This is a genomic window from Nocardiopsis sp. CNZ308 (assembly GCF_004217075.1).
Map to the genome: position 1 here is coordinate 2,174,322 of NZ_SHKJ01000001.1, position 18,683 is coordinate 2,193,004.

Consider the following 18,683-nt stretch of genomic DNA (forward strand, 5'->3'; position numbering starts at 1 on the left):
GCGGCCGACCGCACGGGCCGCCGGCACCCTCGGGCCGGAGGCCGCACAGCTCCGAGCCGCCCGCGGGCCGAGCGCCTCGCGGACCCCGCCGACCGTCCCCCGGGCCGCGTCCGGGAAGACGCGCGGCCTCGTCCACAGCCTGTGGACAACCTTCGGCCGCGCGGAGCCACGGCCCGAAGTCCTACACCGGGGTCTCCCGGACTCCCGCGCCGGACCGTTCCGCGCACCACCGCGCGGTGTCCCGCAGTGAGGGGCGGCCCCGCGCGGTGTCGAGCAGTCGGACGGCCTCGGCGAGCCGCCGCTCACAGCGCACCGACGCCACGTCCCCCAGACCGGGCAGCACGTCGCGCACCAGCACGGTCTCCGCCTCCTCCCACGACCGGGCGCGGGCCAGCGCCCACAGCCGACTCACCGAGGCGTGGAACAGGAACCGTCCGCTCCCGCCCGTCCCCGCGGCCCGTCCTCCCGCCCCGATCAGCTCCGCCACCCGGTCGAAGGACTCGACGGCCGCGCCCCACGCCCCGGTGTCGGCGCCGACCATGCCCCGGTGCCAGGCGATCTCCGTCTCGGTCAGCCACCACGTCCACGCCGGATCGCCCCGGCGCGGCCCCTCAAGGTAGCGGCTGAGGGTCTCCCCGATCAGCTTCCGCGCCCGGGTCCGCTCGCCCTCCTGCGCTGCGGCACGCGCCAGCCTCAGGGTGAACAGGGTGCGCACACTTCCCACTGGTCCCGCCGCCAACGCCGCCTCGCACACCCGCCGGGCCTCGGTCGGCCGCCACAGGTGGACGTCCTGCATCGCCAACTGGCTGAGCGCGAAGTACTCCATGGAGCGGTCGCCCGCCCCGCCCGCCGCGTCCAGCGCCGCCGAGGTCATCCGCCGGGACAGGCGCTGGCGCTCGGCGTCGAAGGCCACCCAACCGGTGACCTGGTGCAGTTCGGCGGTCGCGGCGAGCACGTCGGCCGAGTCGGGAAAACGCGTGCGGGCCGCCCCTCGGGCGCGGGCGGCGGCGCGCGCCGCGGCGTCCACGGTGTCGCGGGCGCCGTACCGGGTGTCCAGGGCGACGACGCGCGCGCTGACCGCGCGGACCGCTTCGGCGACCCGATCCGGCGACGCCCGGAGTTTCAGCGCCTCCGAAAGCCCGAGCGCCTCGGGAGCCACAGGAGTCACCAGCCGGTCCCCCGCTCCGTGAACGGCGCGGGGAACCGGCACGGCCGGGCTAACGGCGCTTGCCGTAGGAGGTGGCCACGGCCAGGAACGCGTCGTTCTCCTCGGGGGTGCCCAGGCTCACCCGGGCGCCCTCCCCCGCGAACGGGCGCACGGAGACGCCCTCACGCGCGCACGCCTCGGCGAAGTCGAGCGTGTCCTCGTCCACCCGCAGCCACACGAAGTTGGCCTCGGTCGGCGGAACCGTCCACCCTGACGCGATGAGCGCGTCGCGCACCCGCCCGCGCTCCTCGACGGTGGCGTCCACACGCTCCAGCAGCTCCCCCTCGGCGGCCAGGGAGGCGATCCCGGCGGCCTGGGCGAGGTGGTTCACCGCGAACGGGACGAGGGTCTTGCGGACCGCTGCGGTCACCGGGGGGTGTCCCACGAGGAAGCCCAGGCGTACGGCGGCGAGCCCGTAGGCCTTGGAGAAGGTGCGCAGCACGGCGACGTTGGGCCGGTCGCGGTACAGGGAGACGCCGTCGGGCACCCGCGGGTCGCGCACGTACTCGCGGTAGGCCTCGTCCAGGACCACCAGGACGCTCTCAGGGATCCGGTCCAGGAAGGCGACCAGCTCCTCCTCGCGCACGGTGGTGCCGGTGGGGTTGTTGGGGTTGCACACGAGCACCATGCGGGTGTTCTCGGTGACCGCGTCGGCGATCGCGTCGAGGTCGTGCGTCTCGTCCCGGAGCGGGACCCGCACCGAGGTGACCCCCGCCAGTTCGGCGAGCAGCGGGTAGGCCTCGAAGGAGCGCCAGGCGTAGACGACCTCGGCGCCGGGCTCGCCGACGGCTTCGAGCAGCTGCTGGAGCAGGCCCACCGAGCCGGCGCCCAGGGCGAGGTGCTCCTCGGGGACGTCGAGGCGGCTGGCGAGCGCGGAGGTGAGCTCGGCGGCGCCCGGGTCCGGGTAGCGGTTGAGTTCGGCCGCGGCCGCGGCGATGGCCTCACGCACCGACGGGAGCGGCCCGTAGGGGCTCTCGTTGGAGGACAGCTTGACCGAACGCCCGTCGGGACCGACGACCTTCCTGCCCGGCTTGTAGGGCGGGATGCTCTCCAGCACCGACCGCAGATATGGCGATTTCGACTCCGACACCGTTGTCCTTCCTCAATACTTTGTGCTAACCCCGCGACACGCTCAGCGACATCGCGTCCGGGTCGGTCACCGCTCCCAGCGGAAATATCGCACAAACGAGGAGATATCACCATGCACTTGCGTCCTTGCCCCCCGAACCCGGCACGGATCGACGCTGGTCAGCTCTCCGGACCGCGCGAGAGGCGAGGACTCATCCGGTCATTGGCCCTTCCCGTGGCCGTGCCCGTCGCGGTCCTGCTGAGCGCGTGCGGTGGCGGCGCCGCCGAACAGCCCGCCGACCCCGGCGCCGAGGCCGCGGAGGCACTGCACGAGGCGCAGCCCCTGCACGTCCGCGACGCCACCTTCGTGTCCGGGAGCAGCGAGCGCGGCACCTACTCCGAGCTTGCCACAGTGCGCTACAGCGAGCAGGTGCGGGCCGCCGCCGAACTCGACAAGCCCGAGTGCCTGGACGCCGCCAACCAGTGGGCCGCCCTGGACGGGGTGCGCGACTCCCCCGCCTCCGTGGCGGCCTACGAGTGGCCCGAGGGCGCGGTCACGCACATGCTGGTGCGGTTGGACGAGGCCACGGCCGCGGAGGCGCTGTCCGCCACGCCGCCGCGGAGCTGCGACGAGTACACCGCCACCTACGAGGACGGCACCTCGTCCGAGTACAGCGTCAGAGACCTGGAGGAGGTGCCGCGGATCGGTGACGAGTCGCGGGCCTTCGCCGTCGAAGTGGAGTCCGGGGAGGACACGAGTCGCATGGTCAGCCTCATGTACCGCAACGGCGACCTCGTCGGCAGCACGTCCGTCCTCGGAGACGGTGGGCTGGAGGAGTACGAGACGATGCTCGTGGAGTTCAGCGAGGCCGCCGTGGAGCGGCAGCGGCAGATGCTCGGGCCGGGGGCCGACCGCTGACCCCCGCACCGGTCCCCGGTCCGGCTCCCGACCCGGATCCAGGCCGGGGCCACGTCCGGACCGGGTGCGCGGCGGCACCGCCGACGAACCCCGCAGACCGGGGCCCGTCGGCGTGCCCTCATCCTGCCGGGGTCGGTTCGCGCCCGCCCCGGTCCGTCCCGTCGGCGCCCTGCTCCGCCGTGTCCCGGCCGACCTCCTCGCGCCCGCTCGGACCGCGCTGTCCCGGAACGCGTTCGCCCCGGAGGTCGCCCTCCCGAACGCCTTCGTCCCGGACGCTCTCGTCGGATCCGCCCGCGACGAGGTCCCACACGGCGGAGCGTTCCCGGGCGGTCCGAAGGCTCAGCTCGGCCCTGGCCTCGTCGTGCCGCCATGCGTCCCGCCTGGCCGCCTCCCCCGGGTGGAGGAGCTTGCGCGGCGGTCCGGTCAGCTCGATGCGGGTGACCGCGCCGAAGGAGGCCACCACCGCTCCGCTCTCGCGGTCGACCAGGGCCGCGCGCACTGCGGTGCCGCGCCTGCCCCCGGCCCTGACCGCGTACACCACGTCCACCCGGCGGCCGTGCCGTACGCCGTCGTAGCGCAGGAACCTCCAGCAGCCCTGGCGCCACACGTCCTCGGGTTCGGTCCCGAGCATCACCGGTTCGTTGACGCGCCACACGTCGCTGCGGCGCAGGGTCCGCACGGTGCGGCGCAGCGGAACCTCGCGCAGCGCGCAGGGCTCCTCGTGCAGGGTGCGCGCGGCCGAGGTGCGCAGTTCGGGGCTCAGCAGGGCCAGGAGCAGCAGTTCGGCGCCCAGGACCCCGGCGTGCACCGGGGTCGGCGAGGCGACCACCTCCCAACCCGCGGGTTCCAGGCCGAGCGTGGCCAGCGCGGCGGCCGACAGCAGTCCGGCCCGGGCCAGCGTCCGCCAGCCGATCGGCGCCTGGCTCAGCCCGCCGAAGCAGCCGCAGCCCGCCTCGGGGTCGCGTCTGCGGATCACCACCAGGACCACGACCGAGACGGCGAACACGGCCGCGGTCAGCGCCCGCACCGCCTCGCCCAGCAGGCCGGTCAGTCCGAGCAGGCCGAGCGCCAGCGCGGCCTCCAGCAGGCCGGTGCCGACCGTGGACGCCCGGCGCAGCCGCTCGGGTGCCAGGACGGCCAGGCCCGTGGCGGCCGCCCGTCTGGTGGTCTTGGCGACGGCTCCGACCAGGAGCAGCACCGCCAGGAGCGGTAGCTGCACCTCGCGGGCCGCCTCGACGATCTCCGGGAGCATCGGTCATCCCTCCCCGTCGTGGACGGTGACGGTCGCGTTGAAGCAGCCGTCCTCCAGCCGCCCGCCGAGGGCGACGAAGCCGGTCATGGTGAGGGAGGCCAGCCGTCCCGCGCTCTGGCCGCCGCAGGAGGAGCACAGGTCGCACAGCCAGCTGTCGGCCGCGGCGCAGTCGACCACGGGAAGCGCCGCGGCCTCGTGCGTGCAGTCGTTGCGCAGGCTCAGGGTCGCCCCGGTGGACAGCAGCGGAAGCGGAACGCAGGAGGTGCGCCGGTCGCAGGGCCCGTCGTGGCCGACGGGGTCGAGCGCCGGATAGGCGATCCCGTCGACGTGGGCGCGCGGGTCCACGTGGGAGGAGCGGCCCCACGCCGGGTCGTACCAGGTGGCGACGCCGCTCAGCGTGGTGGGGCGCCGACGCGTGGGCGGCCGGTGCGGTGTGGCGCCCAGCGGGTAGGGCGGCTGGGTCGTGGCGGGGCGCACGGCCCGTACGACCCCCTCCCACCAGACGCCGACGGCGTCGAAGACGTAGCCGGGTTCCAGCCGAGGGTGGCGGACGGAGATCCGGCCCGAGGCGCGGTAGGGCAGGACGACGGTCTGGCGCGGTCGCCCGTGCCCGGGGTCGATCTCCAGGGTGTCGCCGTCGCGGCTGACGATGACGCCGGTGGCGCGGGCGGCCTGGGCCCACACGCGTGCGGCGATGGGGTGGCCGCCGGGTACGCGCAGCACCACGGCGTCGTCACCGGGGCGGAGTTCACCCGGGCCGACCTCCCCGCCCCGCCAGAACACGGTGGAGCGGTCGTACATGAAGTGCTCCTCGCCGCCCGGCACGGCCAGGCAGAGGATGCGGGCGTTGGCGCTGACGACCACGCCGCGCGCGACGCGGTGCCCGAGCGGCGTGGGTTCGGGTGCGCTCGCGGCGCCGAGCACCGCGGCTGTGAACCTTCTGCGGTCCCGTCCGATCTCGGTGGTCACTGACATCTCGACTGAGCCCCCTCACCAGTACGACTCGTCGCTTCGTCCCCGTTGTCCAGACATGTTCTCGGTGCCGCGGCCCCTAACGACGCGTGGGGCACCCCATGGAACCAGAGAGCGGATTCCGCGCACACCGGGCTTCGTACATCGGGCTTCGTACATCGGGCGACTCGGGATCGCCCCACCACAGCCTGTCGTTACAAAGCTACGCATAGAACCCATAAATCTAGAAAGATTCATAAACACCCACAAGATCCCCCAAAGCACAGGGGTTCCCGTTCGGTCGGCCTCTCTTTCCTCCGCCAGCGGGACCGGTCTGCGCGGCGAGGTCCGGCGAGCGGAACCGGCTCGTGCCACGGGCTTGTCGGCCCTCGGCGCCGCGACTCGCCGGGACCGGCGTTCGGACACGGAGGAAGGCCGGTCACCTGCGGTTTTCCGGCTGGCCGTTTATCGGCGCGTGGGACACACGTGCCTGGATGTTTGCGTTGGCTGTGTGAGAGTTAGAAGGGAGAAACACGACGAAAGCCCACGCAGCGCCCGTGAAGGTCGGTGGTCGGCGTGACAGGGACGACCCGGACGCCCCGGTACGACGAGTTCAGCCACTACGTGGCCGAACGCGGACCGGTCCTGCTCCGGATGGCCCGGTCTCTGACGGGCAGCCACGCCGACGCCGAGGACCTGCTCCAGGCGGCACTGGTCAAGACCTTCCTCGCCTGGGACCGGATCACCAACCCGAAGGCGCGCGACGGGTACGTGCGCAGGGCCATGGTGAACACGCAGATCTCCGAGTGGCGGCGCAACCGGCTGGACGTCTACCCGACCGACGAGATCCCCGAGCAGCGCGTGGACGACCCCACCTGGCGCAGCGACCTGGCCGACGTGGTGGAGCGCGCCATCGACCGCCTGCCCGACCGGCAGCGGACCACGGTGGTGCTGCGCTACTACGACGACCTCACCGAGGCGCAGATCGCCGAGCGGATGGGGGTGACGCTCGGCACGGTGAAGAGCACGCTGTCCCGCGCCGTGGACAAGCTGCGCATGGACGCCGACCTCATCATCGAGCGCACCGTCGGCTGACCCCGTGGACCCGCCCGGCCCCGAACCGCATCAGCAGGCGGCGCCCTTCCCGGCACCGCCTCCACCGGTCGCGGGGGCACGGCGGGGCCTTCGTTTTGCGCAACCGTCCGTGGTGTCTGTAGGCTTGTCCCAGCCAGGAGGATTCGCCTAGTCAGGTCTATGGCGCCGCACTGCTAATGCGGTTTGGGTTTACGCCCATCCGGGGTTCAAATCCCCGATCCTCCGCGCTCCGACCTGGGGCTTCTCACATCGCGAGAGCGAGAGAGGCCCCAGGTCTTTTTCGTGCCCGGGGACGCTCGGTGCAGGGCCCGGGCCGACCGCGCACGCCGACCACCGCCCCGGCCGCCGGACCGCGCGGGCGAGCTGAGGCCACGGGGCGCCACCGAAGGCACGCGGTGGCATCCAGGGCTCCAGAGGCCCGGTCCGGGCCGGGCCCGGGCGTCAGCTCACCAAGCGGTGGTGTCCTACGCCACAGTCGGCGTGAACACGCTTTCCACCACCGCGTGCGACGGCTCCCGCGACTCCGGACAGCCGGTCACGCGGCGAGGAACCACACCGGTGAAGGAAAAAGGGAAAGTGACGCATGTACGAAAAGAGCCCCGAAGTCTACATTCTCCGAGGGCTTTTTCCTCTCGCGTCCTCGACCGGCTGCACTTCCATCGTCACTGGGACTCGCCGATGCGCTGGTTGGTCTGACGGGTGGAACTGAATTTCAACACGGAGTAGTCGTCGACCCTGGTGTCACCGGCCTTGGTGAACCTCACAGGGTGACCTTTGTGCCATTGCCTCTCAAAACTGCCGAAACCGGTGAGAACGAGGCGGTTTCCCTGACTGACCACGTCCAGGAGTTCTGCCATGGCTGCATCGTAGACCTGGGAGACGACCCTCTTCGGAAGCCCGGCACGGCGCGCCACCGACGCGATGTACATGCGCTTGGTCACGCGTTCCGAGCCTGTGGGTTTCTGGGGCGCCGCCATGTCCGGTCCTCCGTGCTGATCAGGGCATCATGCCGCGTTTTTACTCGTATACGAGTCTATCCAGCCCCTGTTGGAGGGTCAAAACATCGCTCGGCGAGCCTGCGGGGTTCTCAGCCGAACTGGGGGTCGTCGTCGAGGAACTCCGTCTTCTCCTCCTGGATGACCACCTTGCGCCTCGGTCGCGTCGTGCGCGCGTCGTCCCGTCCCGCGTTCTGGGCCGCCTGCATCCGTGACGCGGCCGCCTGCCGCGCCAGGTTCAGCCCCGAATCGGCCGCCTCCTTGGCATAGTGCTCGACACCGCCCCTTTCCTTGATGCGCTTTTCCGCCGTAGCGTTCATTTCGTCCCAGCGCTTGCGGTCCTCGGGCTCGATGCCGAAAAGGCTTTCCCAGTTGACATTGTCCATCGTGTTCTCCTCCTGTGTCGTCTCTTCTGTTCCCTCGGCGGGGCGGCTCCTCAGCCACCGAACTCAGGTCCGCCGTCCCGCCCCGGATCCGCCGCAGGCGAAATCGTGGCATGGGGGGATATCCGCCCTGGCGGCGCGGCACTGGTCTCCTGCTTTCCCCGCAGTCCCTGCCCCTTCCACACGAGAACGTCCTGGTTCGCCGCCGAGGTGTCCCCGGAACCGGTGAACAGGGCTACGGCCCCTGCCCGCCGGCTCTTCCCGTCCGGCCCCGGACCCCGCCGCCCCTCCCCCGGCTCGTCGTCGACGAGCTCGGCGTCAACGACGACGACCTCCTCCGGGCCCGCGGCGTGCTCCGGTTCGGCCCAGACCCGCGCGCCCCGCTGCTCGCGGTGGCGGTCCGCCTGCTCACCGAAGTCGTCGTACTCCGCGATCAGGTCGCGCATCCGCTGCTCCCACTCGGGCCCCAGGCTCCGGCGCCACCGCGTCATCAACTCCGGGTGGGTGCGGTCCAGGGCTTGCAGGGACTCGACGAACCCGCCCGTGTAGGCCAGCTTCTGTTCCTGGTCACTGAGCCCGTCGTCGCGCATGGACGCGAACATCGTCCGGGACCGGTTGAGCCGAGCGCGTGCCGCGGGGCCCTCAGCGAGTTCGGCCGATCCGGGGTGCTCACGAGTGGCGGAGCCGATGACGTACTGCTCCAGAACCTCGCTGAACCCGGCCGGGCTGTTCGCGGAGGTGAGTTCGCCGTACATGGTCCGGGCCACCGCGGCACGGTGCTCGTCGGCGCCCATCGGCTCGCGCAGCGCGAAGGTCCCGCCGGTGATCACATCGCCGTTGCCGGTGTCGACGTAGTCACCGGTCCAGGCCGTCACCGCCTGGGTGGTGCCGGGCGGGACGACCGTCCGCGGCTCGGTCCTGCCGAACCGGCCGTGGGCCAGTTCGGAGAACACCGCCGCCTGCTCGGGGTCGCGTTCGACGAGCTGACCGACGACGATGCGCATGTTGCGCGCCACCGCCCCGCGGTCCAGGCCGTCGTCGTCGACGCAGCCGTAGAGCGCGCTGAGGGCGCTCTCGTAGTTCTGCCTGACCAGTTCCCGGTCAGCGCCGGGTCTGCGCATCTCGTCGTAGGCGTTCTGGGCGATGCCCACGTGCGTCAGTGCCGCGCTGTGCTCGGTGAACAGGTCGCGGCCACCGCGTTCCATCCGTTCGATGCGCTCCAGGCGCCTGCGGTGGCGCCAGCCGGACGGGCCTCGCATGCCCTCGCGACCCTGGCCGGTCCTGTCGAGGTGCTGGGCTTCCTTCTCCCGGGACCTCTCGCCCTGGGCGAGGGTCTTCGCCTCGCGCCGGGCCCGCGTGTCCAGCCGGTCACCGATGGCGGCGCCCATCTGCACGGCGTAGTCCCCCACGTGGGCGCGGAAGTTGGGCGAGAGCAGCCACATCGCCGTACCCATGCCCACGGTGCGGAGCACGTTCTCCGCGCTGAATCCGCGCTGGAGCGGCTCCAGGCACTGGAGCACCATCGCCGAGGCGTAGGCCTGGTGAAGGTCGCTGAGCTTCTGGCGCCGGGCGGGCTCGGACTGCCCCGGCGCGGTGATACGCGATGCGCGCAGATGGCCGATGAACCGAACCTGCGCACGTTGCGTCTGGAGCTTGAGCCGGGCTCGTGGATCGCCGTCGGGCCCGGCCGCGTCGCGCCTGGTCCGCCGGTTCTCGCGGGCCCGTTCGCGCTCGTACCGTCCGCGCTCGCCCTGAGCGGTGTCGGCCTCGCGCTCCTCACGGCCCTGACGTGGCCGCCGGGCCCTCTCCCCGCCGGGGCGGGCACCGGCGTCCCGCACCCGCGCGCCGGCGGTCTCGTCCGGGTCCGGGTACCTTTCGGCGCCCAACACCCTCTTCTTCCCCGTCGCCACGACCTCTCCTGTCTCGCCTCAGGCCAGCGACGGTTCATCGTCGCGTGGTGTGACCCGATCCTGCTCGGAATGCGCCCGACGTGGTTGCGGTACCCGCCGACTTCTCTCGTCTATCAGTCGTTTCGCTACCCCGTACTGTACCCCGGCACCGGGCTGCGCACTCGGACTCACCGCTGTCGGAACGGATGCGCCGCAGACCGCCCGGGGACCGGCCGCGGGCCTGCTGGTCACGGGTGTGCCGACGGCGTGCGTCCGCCGAACGCCCGGGCTGCCGCGAAGGCCGGGGAGTCCGCCAGGACCCCCGGCCCCCGTCAGCGGGCCTCCCGGCTACCCCTCGTCGCGCATCACGTCGGCCATCGCCCGGTCGAACTCACCGCGCGCCAGGCCCAACCAGCTCTCCTGCTCGGCGAGGAACTCGTAGAAGGCTCCGTGCACGCGGAACCCGTGCAGGTCGGCCAGTTGCTCGGGGTCCTCGGCGAACACCCGCTCCGCCTCGTTCCCGCTGGCCTGCTGGAGCCGTCGCATCGCCTCGGACTCGTCCTGGCGGGAGATGTAGGCGCGCGAGCCGTCGGCGCTGCGCAGCGAGCCGTCCGCGCCCACCGAGAAGTGGGCGCTGTCCTGTTCGAGTGCGGGGCGCACCGTCTTGTACGCCTCGATGACGTGCGTGTCCAACGGACCGTCCAGCGCTCCCGCGTGAGGCCGCGCGGGGTCGGAGGAGAAGTGGACCAGCATGTCGCGGCTGACCAGCCTGTCGGCGTAGCGCATCTGACGGAACTCGTCCATCCTCGCCTGCTGGTTGACGACCGCCTGCTGGGTGGCCACGTCGTACTCCCAGGGCATGTCCAGGTCGATGGCGCCCTCCAGGTCTTCGAGGTCGACCTCGTCGGAACCACCCAGGTCGTGCTCCTCTGCGTAGGTCTCGCCGCGTGCGGCGTCGACCAACTCCATGACCTCGTTGGCGTAGGTGTCGGGGTCCAGTCGCGCGACGTCCACCTCGGTGAGGTCGTGCGCCACCTTGTACTTCTCTCGGCACTCGACGGTCAGCTCGGCCTGCTGCATGCGCTTGGCCAGCATCGCCTCGAAGTCGGGCTGGTTCATGCGCACGTCGAAGTCCATCGCGCTGGACAGCGTCGGGATGGTCTGGAGCGTGTAGTCGTGTCCGGGGTGCGCGATCGTGTCCTTGAACATGCGCCACGACATCGGCAGGATCGTCTCGTTGCGGTTCCACACCGGCGGGTCGCCCGCCCGGAAGACGATCGAGTTGCGCTCGGAGATGAAGGCCATGTCGTTGTAGGAGATGACCGGCTCCTCCTTGGTCGACATGGTGTAGGAGACCTTGCCCTCCACGCTCATGCCCTTGACCAGTTGCCCCTTGTCCTGGGTCACGGTCTTGGAGTCCATGTAGGTGGTGTGGCGCTTGCCGGACATCTTCTCCAACGTGTCGAGCATCGAGTCGTCGGTGCTCTTGAGGAAGACGATGTTGGAGGTGTTGCCCTGCACGATCTTGTCCACCGACTCGCCGTAGACGTCGCGCAGCTGCTGGAGGGTCTGGAGGATGAGCGTGAACTGCTGCTCCTGACCCAGCCCGATCGAGAGCATCGTCTCGAAACCGGAGATGCCGTGTCCCTCCGACTGGAGGTTGCCCAGCTCGTCGAGCATGAACCGGGTCTTGTACAGGGGTTTCTGGTTCTCCTTGGTCATGTACGACTTGTCGAAGTTCAGGTCGACCAGCTGTTTGACCAGGATGAGGATGAGCTTGGCGTACTTCATCAGGTGCGGCGGAGTCACCAGGAACACCGTCTTGGGCTGCTCCGAATAGCGCACCATCGTCTGCGTGATCGCCTTGGCCTGACTCATCTCCTTCTTGGGCAGGTCTCCCGTGATGTTGGTCAGCCGCATCTGCGGATAGGTGGTGTGCCCGGGCGCGAACGAGCCGTCGTCCTGTTTCCTCAGCTCCAGCAGGATGCCGTTGCGGATGATCTTCTCACCGGTCACCGGGTCGGTGACGTAGAACCGGCCGTTGAGTGAGGTCTGGTAGTCCTTGGTGAACTTGAAGTGGAAGGTGCGGATGAGCATGCCGGTCTGCGGGTTCAGCAACCGCAACCGGATGTAGGCGACGTTGCCGGAGAACTTGCCCTTGAAGTAGTAGCGGGCCCAGCCCTCTCGGGAGACGATGTCCTCGTGCTCGAAGTCCCCGCCGAACGCCTGTGTGAACCCGGCGTCGGCGTAGGCGTCCCACTTGGCCTGGGCCCCGATCAGATGGTCCCGCTTGAGGTAGTTCACGGCGAAGCGCACGCCCATGCGACGCGGGAAGCTCAGGCCCCCCAGGTCGGTGTTCTGGCTGGGGGTACCCGAGGTGAGCGTGGAGATCGTCGGGTCGGTGAAGAAGCTCATCGCCGTGATCGCGATACCGTAGACGCTCGCCAGCATCTTCTCGGCCGCGCCCATCGCCCGCAGCGCGTTGTCGGCGTTACCGACCAGGGTGCGCATCGAGTTGGTGGGCAGCGCCTTGGTGGCGTTGAAGAACAAGGTGAGCATGTCCAGCTCCTTCTTGTCCTCCCACAGGAACGTCCTGCCCTCGGCCTCCTTGAGGGCGGTCTCGGCCTCCTCCTCGCGGAACGTGCCGTCCTCCAGGCTCCCGAACTCGCCCCTGCGGACCCTCTCCTCGACCAGGTCCACCGGGTTCTTCACCTTCTTGGCCGAGAGCTGCACGAACAGCTGGTAGCAGTTGTACAGCGTGACCTTGCCCCACTTCTCGTCGAGCTTGGTCTCCAGGACCTTGGGGTCCATGTCCACCCGGGCGGCGTAGGCGCGCAGTTCGCGCTCCTCCTCCAGGTAGTAGTCGATGAGACCGTAGGCGGCGCGCTTGAAGGCGTTGTTGGCGGCGTTGGGCCACACGGGGTCCTCTCCGCCGTCGAGCGGGAAGAAGACGTCGGCGATGTTCTCGATGTACATCGCGCACTTGGTCGAGTCACCTTCCCGGGCGGCTTCGGCGGCCATCCCGAGCGGGTTGTAGATGTCGGTCTTCATCGCGTTGATGAGGTTGAACTGCACCACCTGGAAGCCGCGCGTCGCGGCCCGCACGTAGTGCTTGACCAGCAGCTCGCCCTTGGGGTCGTTGATGACCATGTTGTTGGGCTGCTTCTCGCGCAGCCACATGTCGATCATCGGTTCGATGTAGGTCTGCCCCTTGCCGGCGCGGGTGATGGCCAGCACCATGGTGTTGACCGGGGCCGTGTCGACGATGTACGCCCCGGCCGGACGCTGCACCTCGTATTCGGGGAACTCCCAGTCGGCGTTGATCATGTCCGCGACGGTCTTGTGCTCCCCGAGCTTGGCGCGGTCCTTGCCGTCGGGGTTGTAGGGGATTCTGGTGGTGTCGAACCGCTTGCGGATGTTCTTGTCCTTCGGCAGACCGGAGGCCTCGAACAGGTCGTCGCCGAACTTCTCGTCGATGAGGGGCAGTTTCCTGGTGACCGCCCGATCATCGTCATCGCGCAGGATCTCGCCCTTGTGGTAGTCGACGTCCCCGTCGGAGTCGAGCACGTCCTCCTCCGCGCGCTGGGCGACCTCGATCGACTTGAGGCCCTTGCGGCTCGCCATGACGTGGCTGATCATCGAGGAGGGCTGCACCGCGCTGTGCGCGCCCACGTCGGGGAACCAGTCGAACTTGCGGACGACCTCGTCCGGCAGGGCGATGTGCTGGTCACCGTGGTACTGGTTGATGTCGCTGGTGTCGTGCAGCAGGTTCTGCGCGTCCCGGTTGCGCATGAGCAGCAGGTAGGCGATGCCGAACGTGGCCAGGCCCCCGCCGAGCGAGACGGCGAGCTTGAGCCAGGTCAGGTGGAGGAACCATCCCAAGAGCGCGTCGGGCTCGTCCTCGCTCGCGGCCTCGATCTCCGCCCGCTGTGCGGCGACGTCGTCGAGCACCCACTGCGGCGGGTTCTCCAGGGCCTCGCCCTCGGTGCCGTGGCACGGCTGGTCGGGGACCGCCTGCCCGGCCTCGTCGAGGACGCGGTAGCAGTACCGGGTCGCCGACAGCCTCTCACGTTCGACGAAGTCGGGGGCCGTGGGCCCGCCGAACGAGGTGGCCATGGCGCTCACCGCGAACTGGCCCACCGACCACAGGGCCCACACCAGCACGGCGACGAGGAGTCCTGCCGCGACCGCGAGGACGGTGCGCGAGGTGCGGGTCCGTTTGCGTTCGATGCGGGAGCGGTCGAGCTGCTGGGATTCGTAGATGTCGCGATTGGCGAGTGTCTCCTCGGCCTTGCGCGACGAGAGCTTGTCCCAAGCACTCGCTCTGGGACTGGAGCCCCTCCTGGCCATGAGGTGTGCCTTTCTGTTGACTCGTGCGCTACGATGCGCTCATTCCATTGGTTTATCAGTGGATATGCAGCTTTTCAGGGTGCTGCGGGCCAATGTGAACAGGGCACCGCCTCCACCCTTGAAGTAGGTGCCCTGCTCCGAGACGCACGGTGGTGCGCGACTGCCCTAGACGGACCACACGGGGAGGACCATCGCGCTGGCGGTGCCGGTCGCCCCGTATCCGATCGTCCAGCCGAGGATCACGCCCACGGCGATGGAGATCAGCACCAGCACCGCGGCCAGGGCCAGGAGGAGCTTGTTGAACCGGCTGTGGATGTGGTTGGTCCGCTTCAGCTCTTCGGCGTAGGAGCGCTTGTCGCCCTCGAGTTCCTCGATCCTGCCGCGGTACTGCCGGTGCATGCCGTCGGCCATCTCCTGCATCTGCGCGTGCAGGTCCGTGTACAGCTGATGGGCCGAGCGGAGCTTCTCGTCCCTGATGTCGATCTCGTGCCTCCACTCCCCCTCACGTTGGCGCAACCGCGCATCGGCCCGCTCGCGGTCGCGCTCCAGCTCGGCCTCCAACCTGCGCGCCTGGTTCTCGTGATCGGCCTTGAGCTTCTCCACCCGGCTCGTGTGCTCGGCCCGCATCTCCTCGACCCGGTTGTCCAACCGCAACTGTTCGGCCAGCGCCTTGGCTCGGACGATGTCGTGCTTGCGGTTGTCGTCGATGAAGCGCGTCACCTTGGCGTTCCACTGCTGCAGCAGCTCCATCTCCGCTTCGCGCTGCGTGGCTTCGCGCTCGGAGAGAAGGCGCAGCGCGCGTGTGGCGCCCAGTTGCATACGCGTGTGCGCGTCCTTGCGGCGCATCTCCAGCACGAGCTGGCGTTGATGGGCGTAGCGTTCCTCGTTGCGGCGCTCGACCTCGGGGGCCACCTCGGCGATCCTGCGCTCCAGCTCCGGACGGAACCGGTCCCAGAACGCCTGTCTGGCCTGGGCCGCGGCGACCTCGGCCCGTTCCTCGGCGTCCTTCTCGTAGCGCCGGGTGATCTCCGCGCGCTGGGCGCTGACCTCCTCGTGCGCCTTGGCCGTGAGCCCGGCGAACTCCTCCTCGGCCGCCTTCGAGAGCATGTGGTAGACCGAGCCCTCGCGCCGTTCGTCGACCTCGCGCATGACCGACTCGGCGTGCAGGCTCATCGTCTCGACGAAGAACTGGCGCAGATCCCTGCGGTGGTCGCTGTGCAGCTTCTCCAGTTCGGTGTTGGCCTGCTCTGCCATGAGAGCGACCTGCTCACCGAGCCAGTCCGTGGAGTTGTCGGTGAACTCCAGCCGCACCGACGGTGCCCGGGTGTCGAACGTGGCCTCGAAATCGGTGAACGGGATCTCCAGGTCGAGGTCTTCGGGGAGGAATCGCCGCGCGACGGTGAGCCGCACCTGCTCCTCGGTGAACTCCCTGTCCCGGTTCTGCTCGGCATAGCGCTGCCAGGAAGGAGCCCGTCCCCCGTCGCCCCCCGGCACGGGCCCCCCGCCTTCGCGGTCCTCGTCCTCGTCGTCCACCACGTCCTCGTAGCCGTCGGGCCCGTCGTCGGCGGGAACCTCGAAGGCCGACGGCGTCATGTCGTCGTAGTCCGGTTCCCCGCCGCCCGAGCCCTCGTCGAACATGTCCGTCGGGAGTCCCCCGCCGAGCAGGGGCTCGTCTTCCAGCCCCCCGTGGTCGAGGGCCTCGTCCGGGGCGGGCGCGTCGACCGCCGGGCCGGTCGGGGGAGCGCCTTCCTCGACGGCGGCGCGGAAGGGCTGCGGTGCCGTGGCGACGGTGTCGGCGGACGGGGCGGCGACAGGGCTGTTCGCGGCGTCCGCGGGGGTCGCGGTCGTCTCGATGGCCTGGGTCCAGGCCCACGCCTGCGGCAACCGGTCGGCCAGGCTCCGGCTGCCGTTGGAGATGCTCACCGCCTCGGCGTAGGAGACCGCCTCGTCGATGACGGCGTTGACCAGCAGCTCCTGGCGGTCCTGGCTCGGGCCCAGGACCATCCAGTAGTACGTGGCACCGGTGAGCAGCGAGTACTCCCCCATGCGCTCCAGCGTCTGGGGGGTGGGGATGATGCCGAGGACTTCTTCGTCGAGGAGCTGACGGGTGGTGATGGTCTGGATGTGGTCGTGGTTGATGAGCTCGATGAGCGAGCCCTTGGCCTCGTCCCTCTGCTGTTTCTTGCTCAGCCCGCCGATGTTCTCCACCGGCAGGGCCAGGGCCACCCAGGAGTTGCCCCCGGGCAGGACGAAGAGGTGGTTGCGGCTCAGCAGGTCGATCGCGGCGTTGACGGTGCTCTCCCGCACCACGCTCGCCAGCATCTCCTCGGGCTTGCGCCGCTTGGCGCGCTTCTTGCCGTCGCCGCCCGGCGAGGCGGCCTGCTCCGGCCCGCCGGAGGACGTGCCATCGACCGTCCCCTTCTTCCACATGCCGTCGATGAGTCCCATCGGCACATCCTCTCGTTCTGACTATGACGCATCGATTCAGCTCATTTATCAGGCTACATTAGGCATCTGTCACCCCATGGCCCGCTGCTTTCCCACATGCCGCCTCATCGTGCGGCGGCCACCTCGATGTGGGATTCGCTCTTGAGAAGACCCTTGTCCTCGCTGCGCATCGTGCCGCGCACGTCCACCCGCAGGACCCTCTCGTGCGAGTAGGCGTTGACGAACGCGGCGATGGCGGTGGTGACCTCGTCGGTCATCTTCGCGATCGCCGCGCGCGCGCCGCCCGCGTTGGAGTCGGTGTCGGCGTGGTCGTCGATGAGGTACTGGAGGACCCGTTCGGCGATCTCGACCCTGACCCCGTGCTTGACCATGACCTCGCGCCGCATCTGGCGCAGCTTGTTCTTCACGATCTTGCGCTGGGTCTCACGCGAAAGCGGCTGGAAGGGGACGATCGCGTCGATACGACCCAACAGTTCGGGCGGAAACTTGTTGTCGCCCTGCGTGGTGGAGATGGAGCGGCGGATCTCCTTCATCTTCTCCACCAGCTGTTTGCCCGAGCCGCTGTCGTCCACGTTGTACTGGGCGATCGTCTCGTAGATCTCTGAACCCGCGTTGGTCGTGAGCACGATGTAGGTGTTGAGGAAGGACACCTGGCGGCCGTTGTCGTCGGAGAGCCTGCCGTCGTCGAGCACCTGGAGCAGCACACGCGTGATCGCCGACGCGGCCTTCTCGATCTCGTCGAACAGCAGCACCGCGTGCCCCATGTCCCACACTCGCTTGGTCAGCTCCGAGCGGAACAGGTCCAGGGATTCCTCGCGCGCGAACTCCGACATGTCGAAGCGGATCAGGTGACGCTGGTCGTCACCGAAAAGCAGCAGGGCGAGCTGCTTGGTGAGTTCGGTCTTGCCGACCCCGGAACTGCCCGTGAAAAGAAAGGAGGACATGGGCTTCGTTTTGTCGTTCAGGTCGGCAACGCACAGTTGCAGCCTTTTCGCCACCACACTGGTGGCGAAATCCTGGGAGAACACCGCGCTGTCGAGCTGCTTCTTGATCTGCACCGCGTCGACGCGGAAGGCCACATTGACGTTCGTCGACTCCATCAGGACGTCCGCCAGCAGGTCCCGGTCCATGGGGCGGCCGGTGTGACGGTGCCAGCCCACCATCGAGTCGAGTACCAGGATCGACTTGCGCGGCTGCGTCGAGGCCGGGATGTAGCGGTTGGTGTACTCGTAGATCAGCTCGAAGAGGTGATCGTCGTAGAACTGCTCGGCCACCCCGTAGCGCTCGGCCATCCCCTTGAGGATCTCCACCGTGGTCCTCTGGCCGGGAGGGTTGACGTTGATGCGCTGCAGGCGTTCCATGAGCGGCTGGTTCGGTGCCACGTACTTGTGGAACTCGTCGAAGGTCGTGGCCGCGATGACGCGGATGCCGCGCGCGCCGGAGGCCGCCAGGACCGGCTTGAGCGCTTCGACTGAGGCCGCGCTGAGCTGTACCACCTGGTGGAACTCGTCGATGAACAGCACCAGCTCGACGTGTTCGTCGGCACTGAACCTCTCGGCCTCGTCGAACAGGCCCTTGAGCAGCGCCGCCATCTCGTCAGGAGTGCTCAACCCGGCGATCATCCTGGCCAGGTCCACTTCCATGTACACCCGTTCGGTGTCCTTGAGCATCGCCGCCTGGACCAGGGCGGTCTTTCCCGCTCCGGCCGGAGCCAGCAGGAGGGCGTTGCACAGTTCGGGCCGGGCCATGGCGGCCATGAGCTGGGAGATCTCGTGCTCGCGGCCGACGATCTCGCGCTCGGGGGCTTTGAGGGGGTCGCTGTACCGGGCCAGCTTCGGGTAGCGCTCGTTGATCCTGTCGTCCAGGGAACCGTCCGGCTTGGTGAACAACTGCTACCGCCTCCGCGGACGGGAGAAACGCGAAATCATCTCGCCCTTGCTCATAAACAAGTGTTATCCCGATATTTTATGCGTAGATGGAACCAGGGGCAAAGCACTTTTTGCTATGCCCGAAAACGCGAACAAGAAGCCCTTCCCGCACAGGTGCGCGACGTCCCCCGGATGTGCGCGGGAGAGGAAAGAAGGGCGTCGGGCACGGCCGGGACCGCGGACGCCCGTCCGGTTCGG

General features: G+C 69.4%; 11 protein-coding genes, 1 tRNA gene and 1 pseudogene. 3 read left to right on the top strand and 10 right to left on the bottom strand.

Features of this window, described 5'->3' with window-relative positions; all coding sequences use genetic code 11:
• Positions 1 to 181: 181 nt before the first annotated feature.
• Positions 182 to 1,222 (bottom strand): annotated as a pseudogene (locus tag EV372_RS09400) (NsdA family TPR-like regulatory protein); the annotation flags it as partial.
• Positions 1,218 to 2,297 carry a histidinol-phosphate transaminase gene (gene hisC / locus EV372_RS09405; RefSeq protein WP_197044387.1) on the bottom strand — a complete coding sequence of 360 codons (1,080 nt, stop codon included), beginning with the start codon at positions 2,295 to 2,297 and terminating at the stop codon, positions 1,218 to 1,220. The gene hisC and the pseudogene EV372_RS09400, both read right to left, overlap by 5 nt.
• 213 nt (positions 2,298 to 2,510) lie before the next feature.
• On the opposite strand from hisC, the gene EV372_RS09410 reads away from it, so the two are divergent.
• Positions 2,511 to 3,194: a hypothetical protein gene (locus EV372_RS09410; RefSeq protein ID WP_130398843.1), complete on the top strand. Its 684-nt coding sequence runs from the start codon at positions 2,511 to 2,513 to the stop codon at positions 3,192 to 3,194.
• Positions 3,195 to 3,312: 118 nt separating this feature from the next.
• On the opposite strand, the gene EV372_RS09415 is transcribed toward EV372_RS09410, so the two are convergent.
• Complete coding sequence (locus EV372_RS09415) at positions 3,313 to 4,446, bottom strand: MauE/DoxX family redox-associated membrane protein (protein ID WP_130395695.1); 1,134 nt, start codon at positions 4,444 to 4,446, stop codon at positions 3,313 to 3,315.
• A 3-nt stretch (positions 4,447 to 4,449) separates the two neighbouring features.
• Positions 4,450 to 5,421: a hypothetical protein gene (locus EV372_RS09420; RefSeq protein WP_130395696.1), complete on the bottom strand. Its 972-nt coding sequence runs from the start codon at positions 5,419 to 5,421 to the stop codon at positions 4,450 to 4,452.
• Positions 5,422 to 5,964: 543 nt separating this feature from the next.
• Here EV372_RS09420 and EV372_RS09425 point away from each other — a divergent pair.
• Together EV372_RS09425 and EV372_RS09430 are read left to right on the top strand one after the other, a co-directional pair.
• Positions 5,965 to 6,492: a SigE family RNA polymerase sigma factor gene (locus EV372_RS09425; protein ID WP_130395697.1), complete on the top strand. Its 528-nt coding sequence runs from the start codon at positions 5,965 to 5,967 to the stop codon at positions 6,490 to 6,492.
• Between the two features lie 136 nt (positions 6,493 to 6,628).
• Positions 6,629 to 6,717 (top strand) — tRNA-Ser (locus EV372_RS09430).
• Positions 6,718 to 7,154: 437 nt separating this feature from the next.
• Here EV372_RS09430 and EV372_RS09435 read toward each other — a convergent pair.
• From EV372_RS09435 to EV372_RS09460, 6 genes are all read right to left on the bottom strand, one after another.
• Positions 7,155 to 7,433 (bottom strand): HU family DNA-binding protein, encoded by a 279-nt coding sequence (locus EV372_RS09435; protein ID WP_197044389.1) that lies wholly within the window; start codon positions 7,431 to 7,433, stop codon positions 7,155 to 7,157.
• Between the two features lie 146 nt (positions 7,434 to 7,579).
• Entirely contained in the window at positions 7,580 to 7,873 is a 294-nt protein-coding gene (locus tag EV372_RS09440) for a hypothetical protein (protein ID WP_130395699.1), read from the bottom strand.
• Positions 7,874 to 7,923: 50 nt separating this feature from the next.
• Positions 7,924 to 9,756, bottom strand: coding sequence for a hypothetical protein (locus tag EV372_RS09445; RefSeq protein WP_130395700.1), 1,833 nt, complete (start codon positions 9,754 to 9,756; stop codon positions 7,924 to 7,926).
• A gap of 351 nt (positions 9,757 to 10,107) precedes the next feature.
• Positions 10,108 to 14,109 (bottom strand): type IV secretory system conjugative DNA transfer family protein, encoded by a 4,002-nt coding sequence (locus tag EV372_RS09450; RefSeq protein ID WP_130395701.1) that lies wholly within the window; start codon positions 14,107 to 14,109, stop codon positions 10,108 to 10,110.
• Positions 14,110 to 14,274: 165 nt separating this feature from the next.
• Complete coding sequence (locus EV372_RS09455) at positions 14,275 to 16,557, bottom strand: hypothetical protein (RefSeq protein ID WP_130395702.1); 2,283 nt, start codon at positions 16,555 to 16,557, stop codon at positions 14,275 to 14,277.
• 104 nt (positions 16,558 to 16,661) lie between these two features.
• The gene (locus EV372_RS09460) at positions 16,662 to 18,446 is read right to left on the bottom strand and encodes an AAA family ATPase (RefSeq protein WP_130395703.1); all 1,785 of its coding nucleotides are present in this window, start codon (positions 18,444 to 18,446) and stop codon (positions 16,662 to 16,664) included.
• Positions 18,447 to 18,683 lie beyond the last annotated feature (237 nt).

Bases quoted from the DNA above. Each gene is read 5' to 3' on its own strand.
- EV372_RS09415 (WP_130395695.1), bottom strand. From the start codon at position 4,446: ATGCTCCCGGAGATCGTCGAGGCGGCCCGCGAGGTGCAGCTACCGCTC.
- EV372_RS09420 (WP_130395696.1), bottom strand. From the start codon at position 5,421: ATGTCAGTGACCACCGAGATCGGACGGGACCGCAGAAGGTTCACAGCC.
- EV372_RS09440 (WP_130395699.1), bottom strand. From the start codon at position 7,873: ATGGACAATGTCAACTGGGAAAGCCTTTTCGGCATCGAGCCCGAGGAC.
- EV372_RS09450 (WP_130395701.1), bottom strand. From the start codon at position 14,109: ATGGCCAGGAGGGGCTCCAGTCCCAGAGCGAGTGCTTGGGACAAGCTC.
- EV372_RS09455 (WP_130395702.1), bottom strand. From the start codon at position 16,557: ATGGGACTCATCGACGGCATGTGGAAGAAGGGGACGGTCGATGGCACG.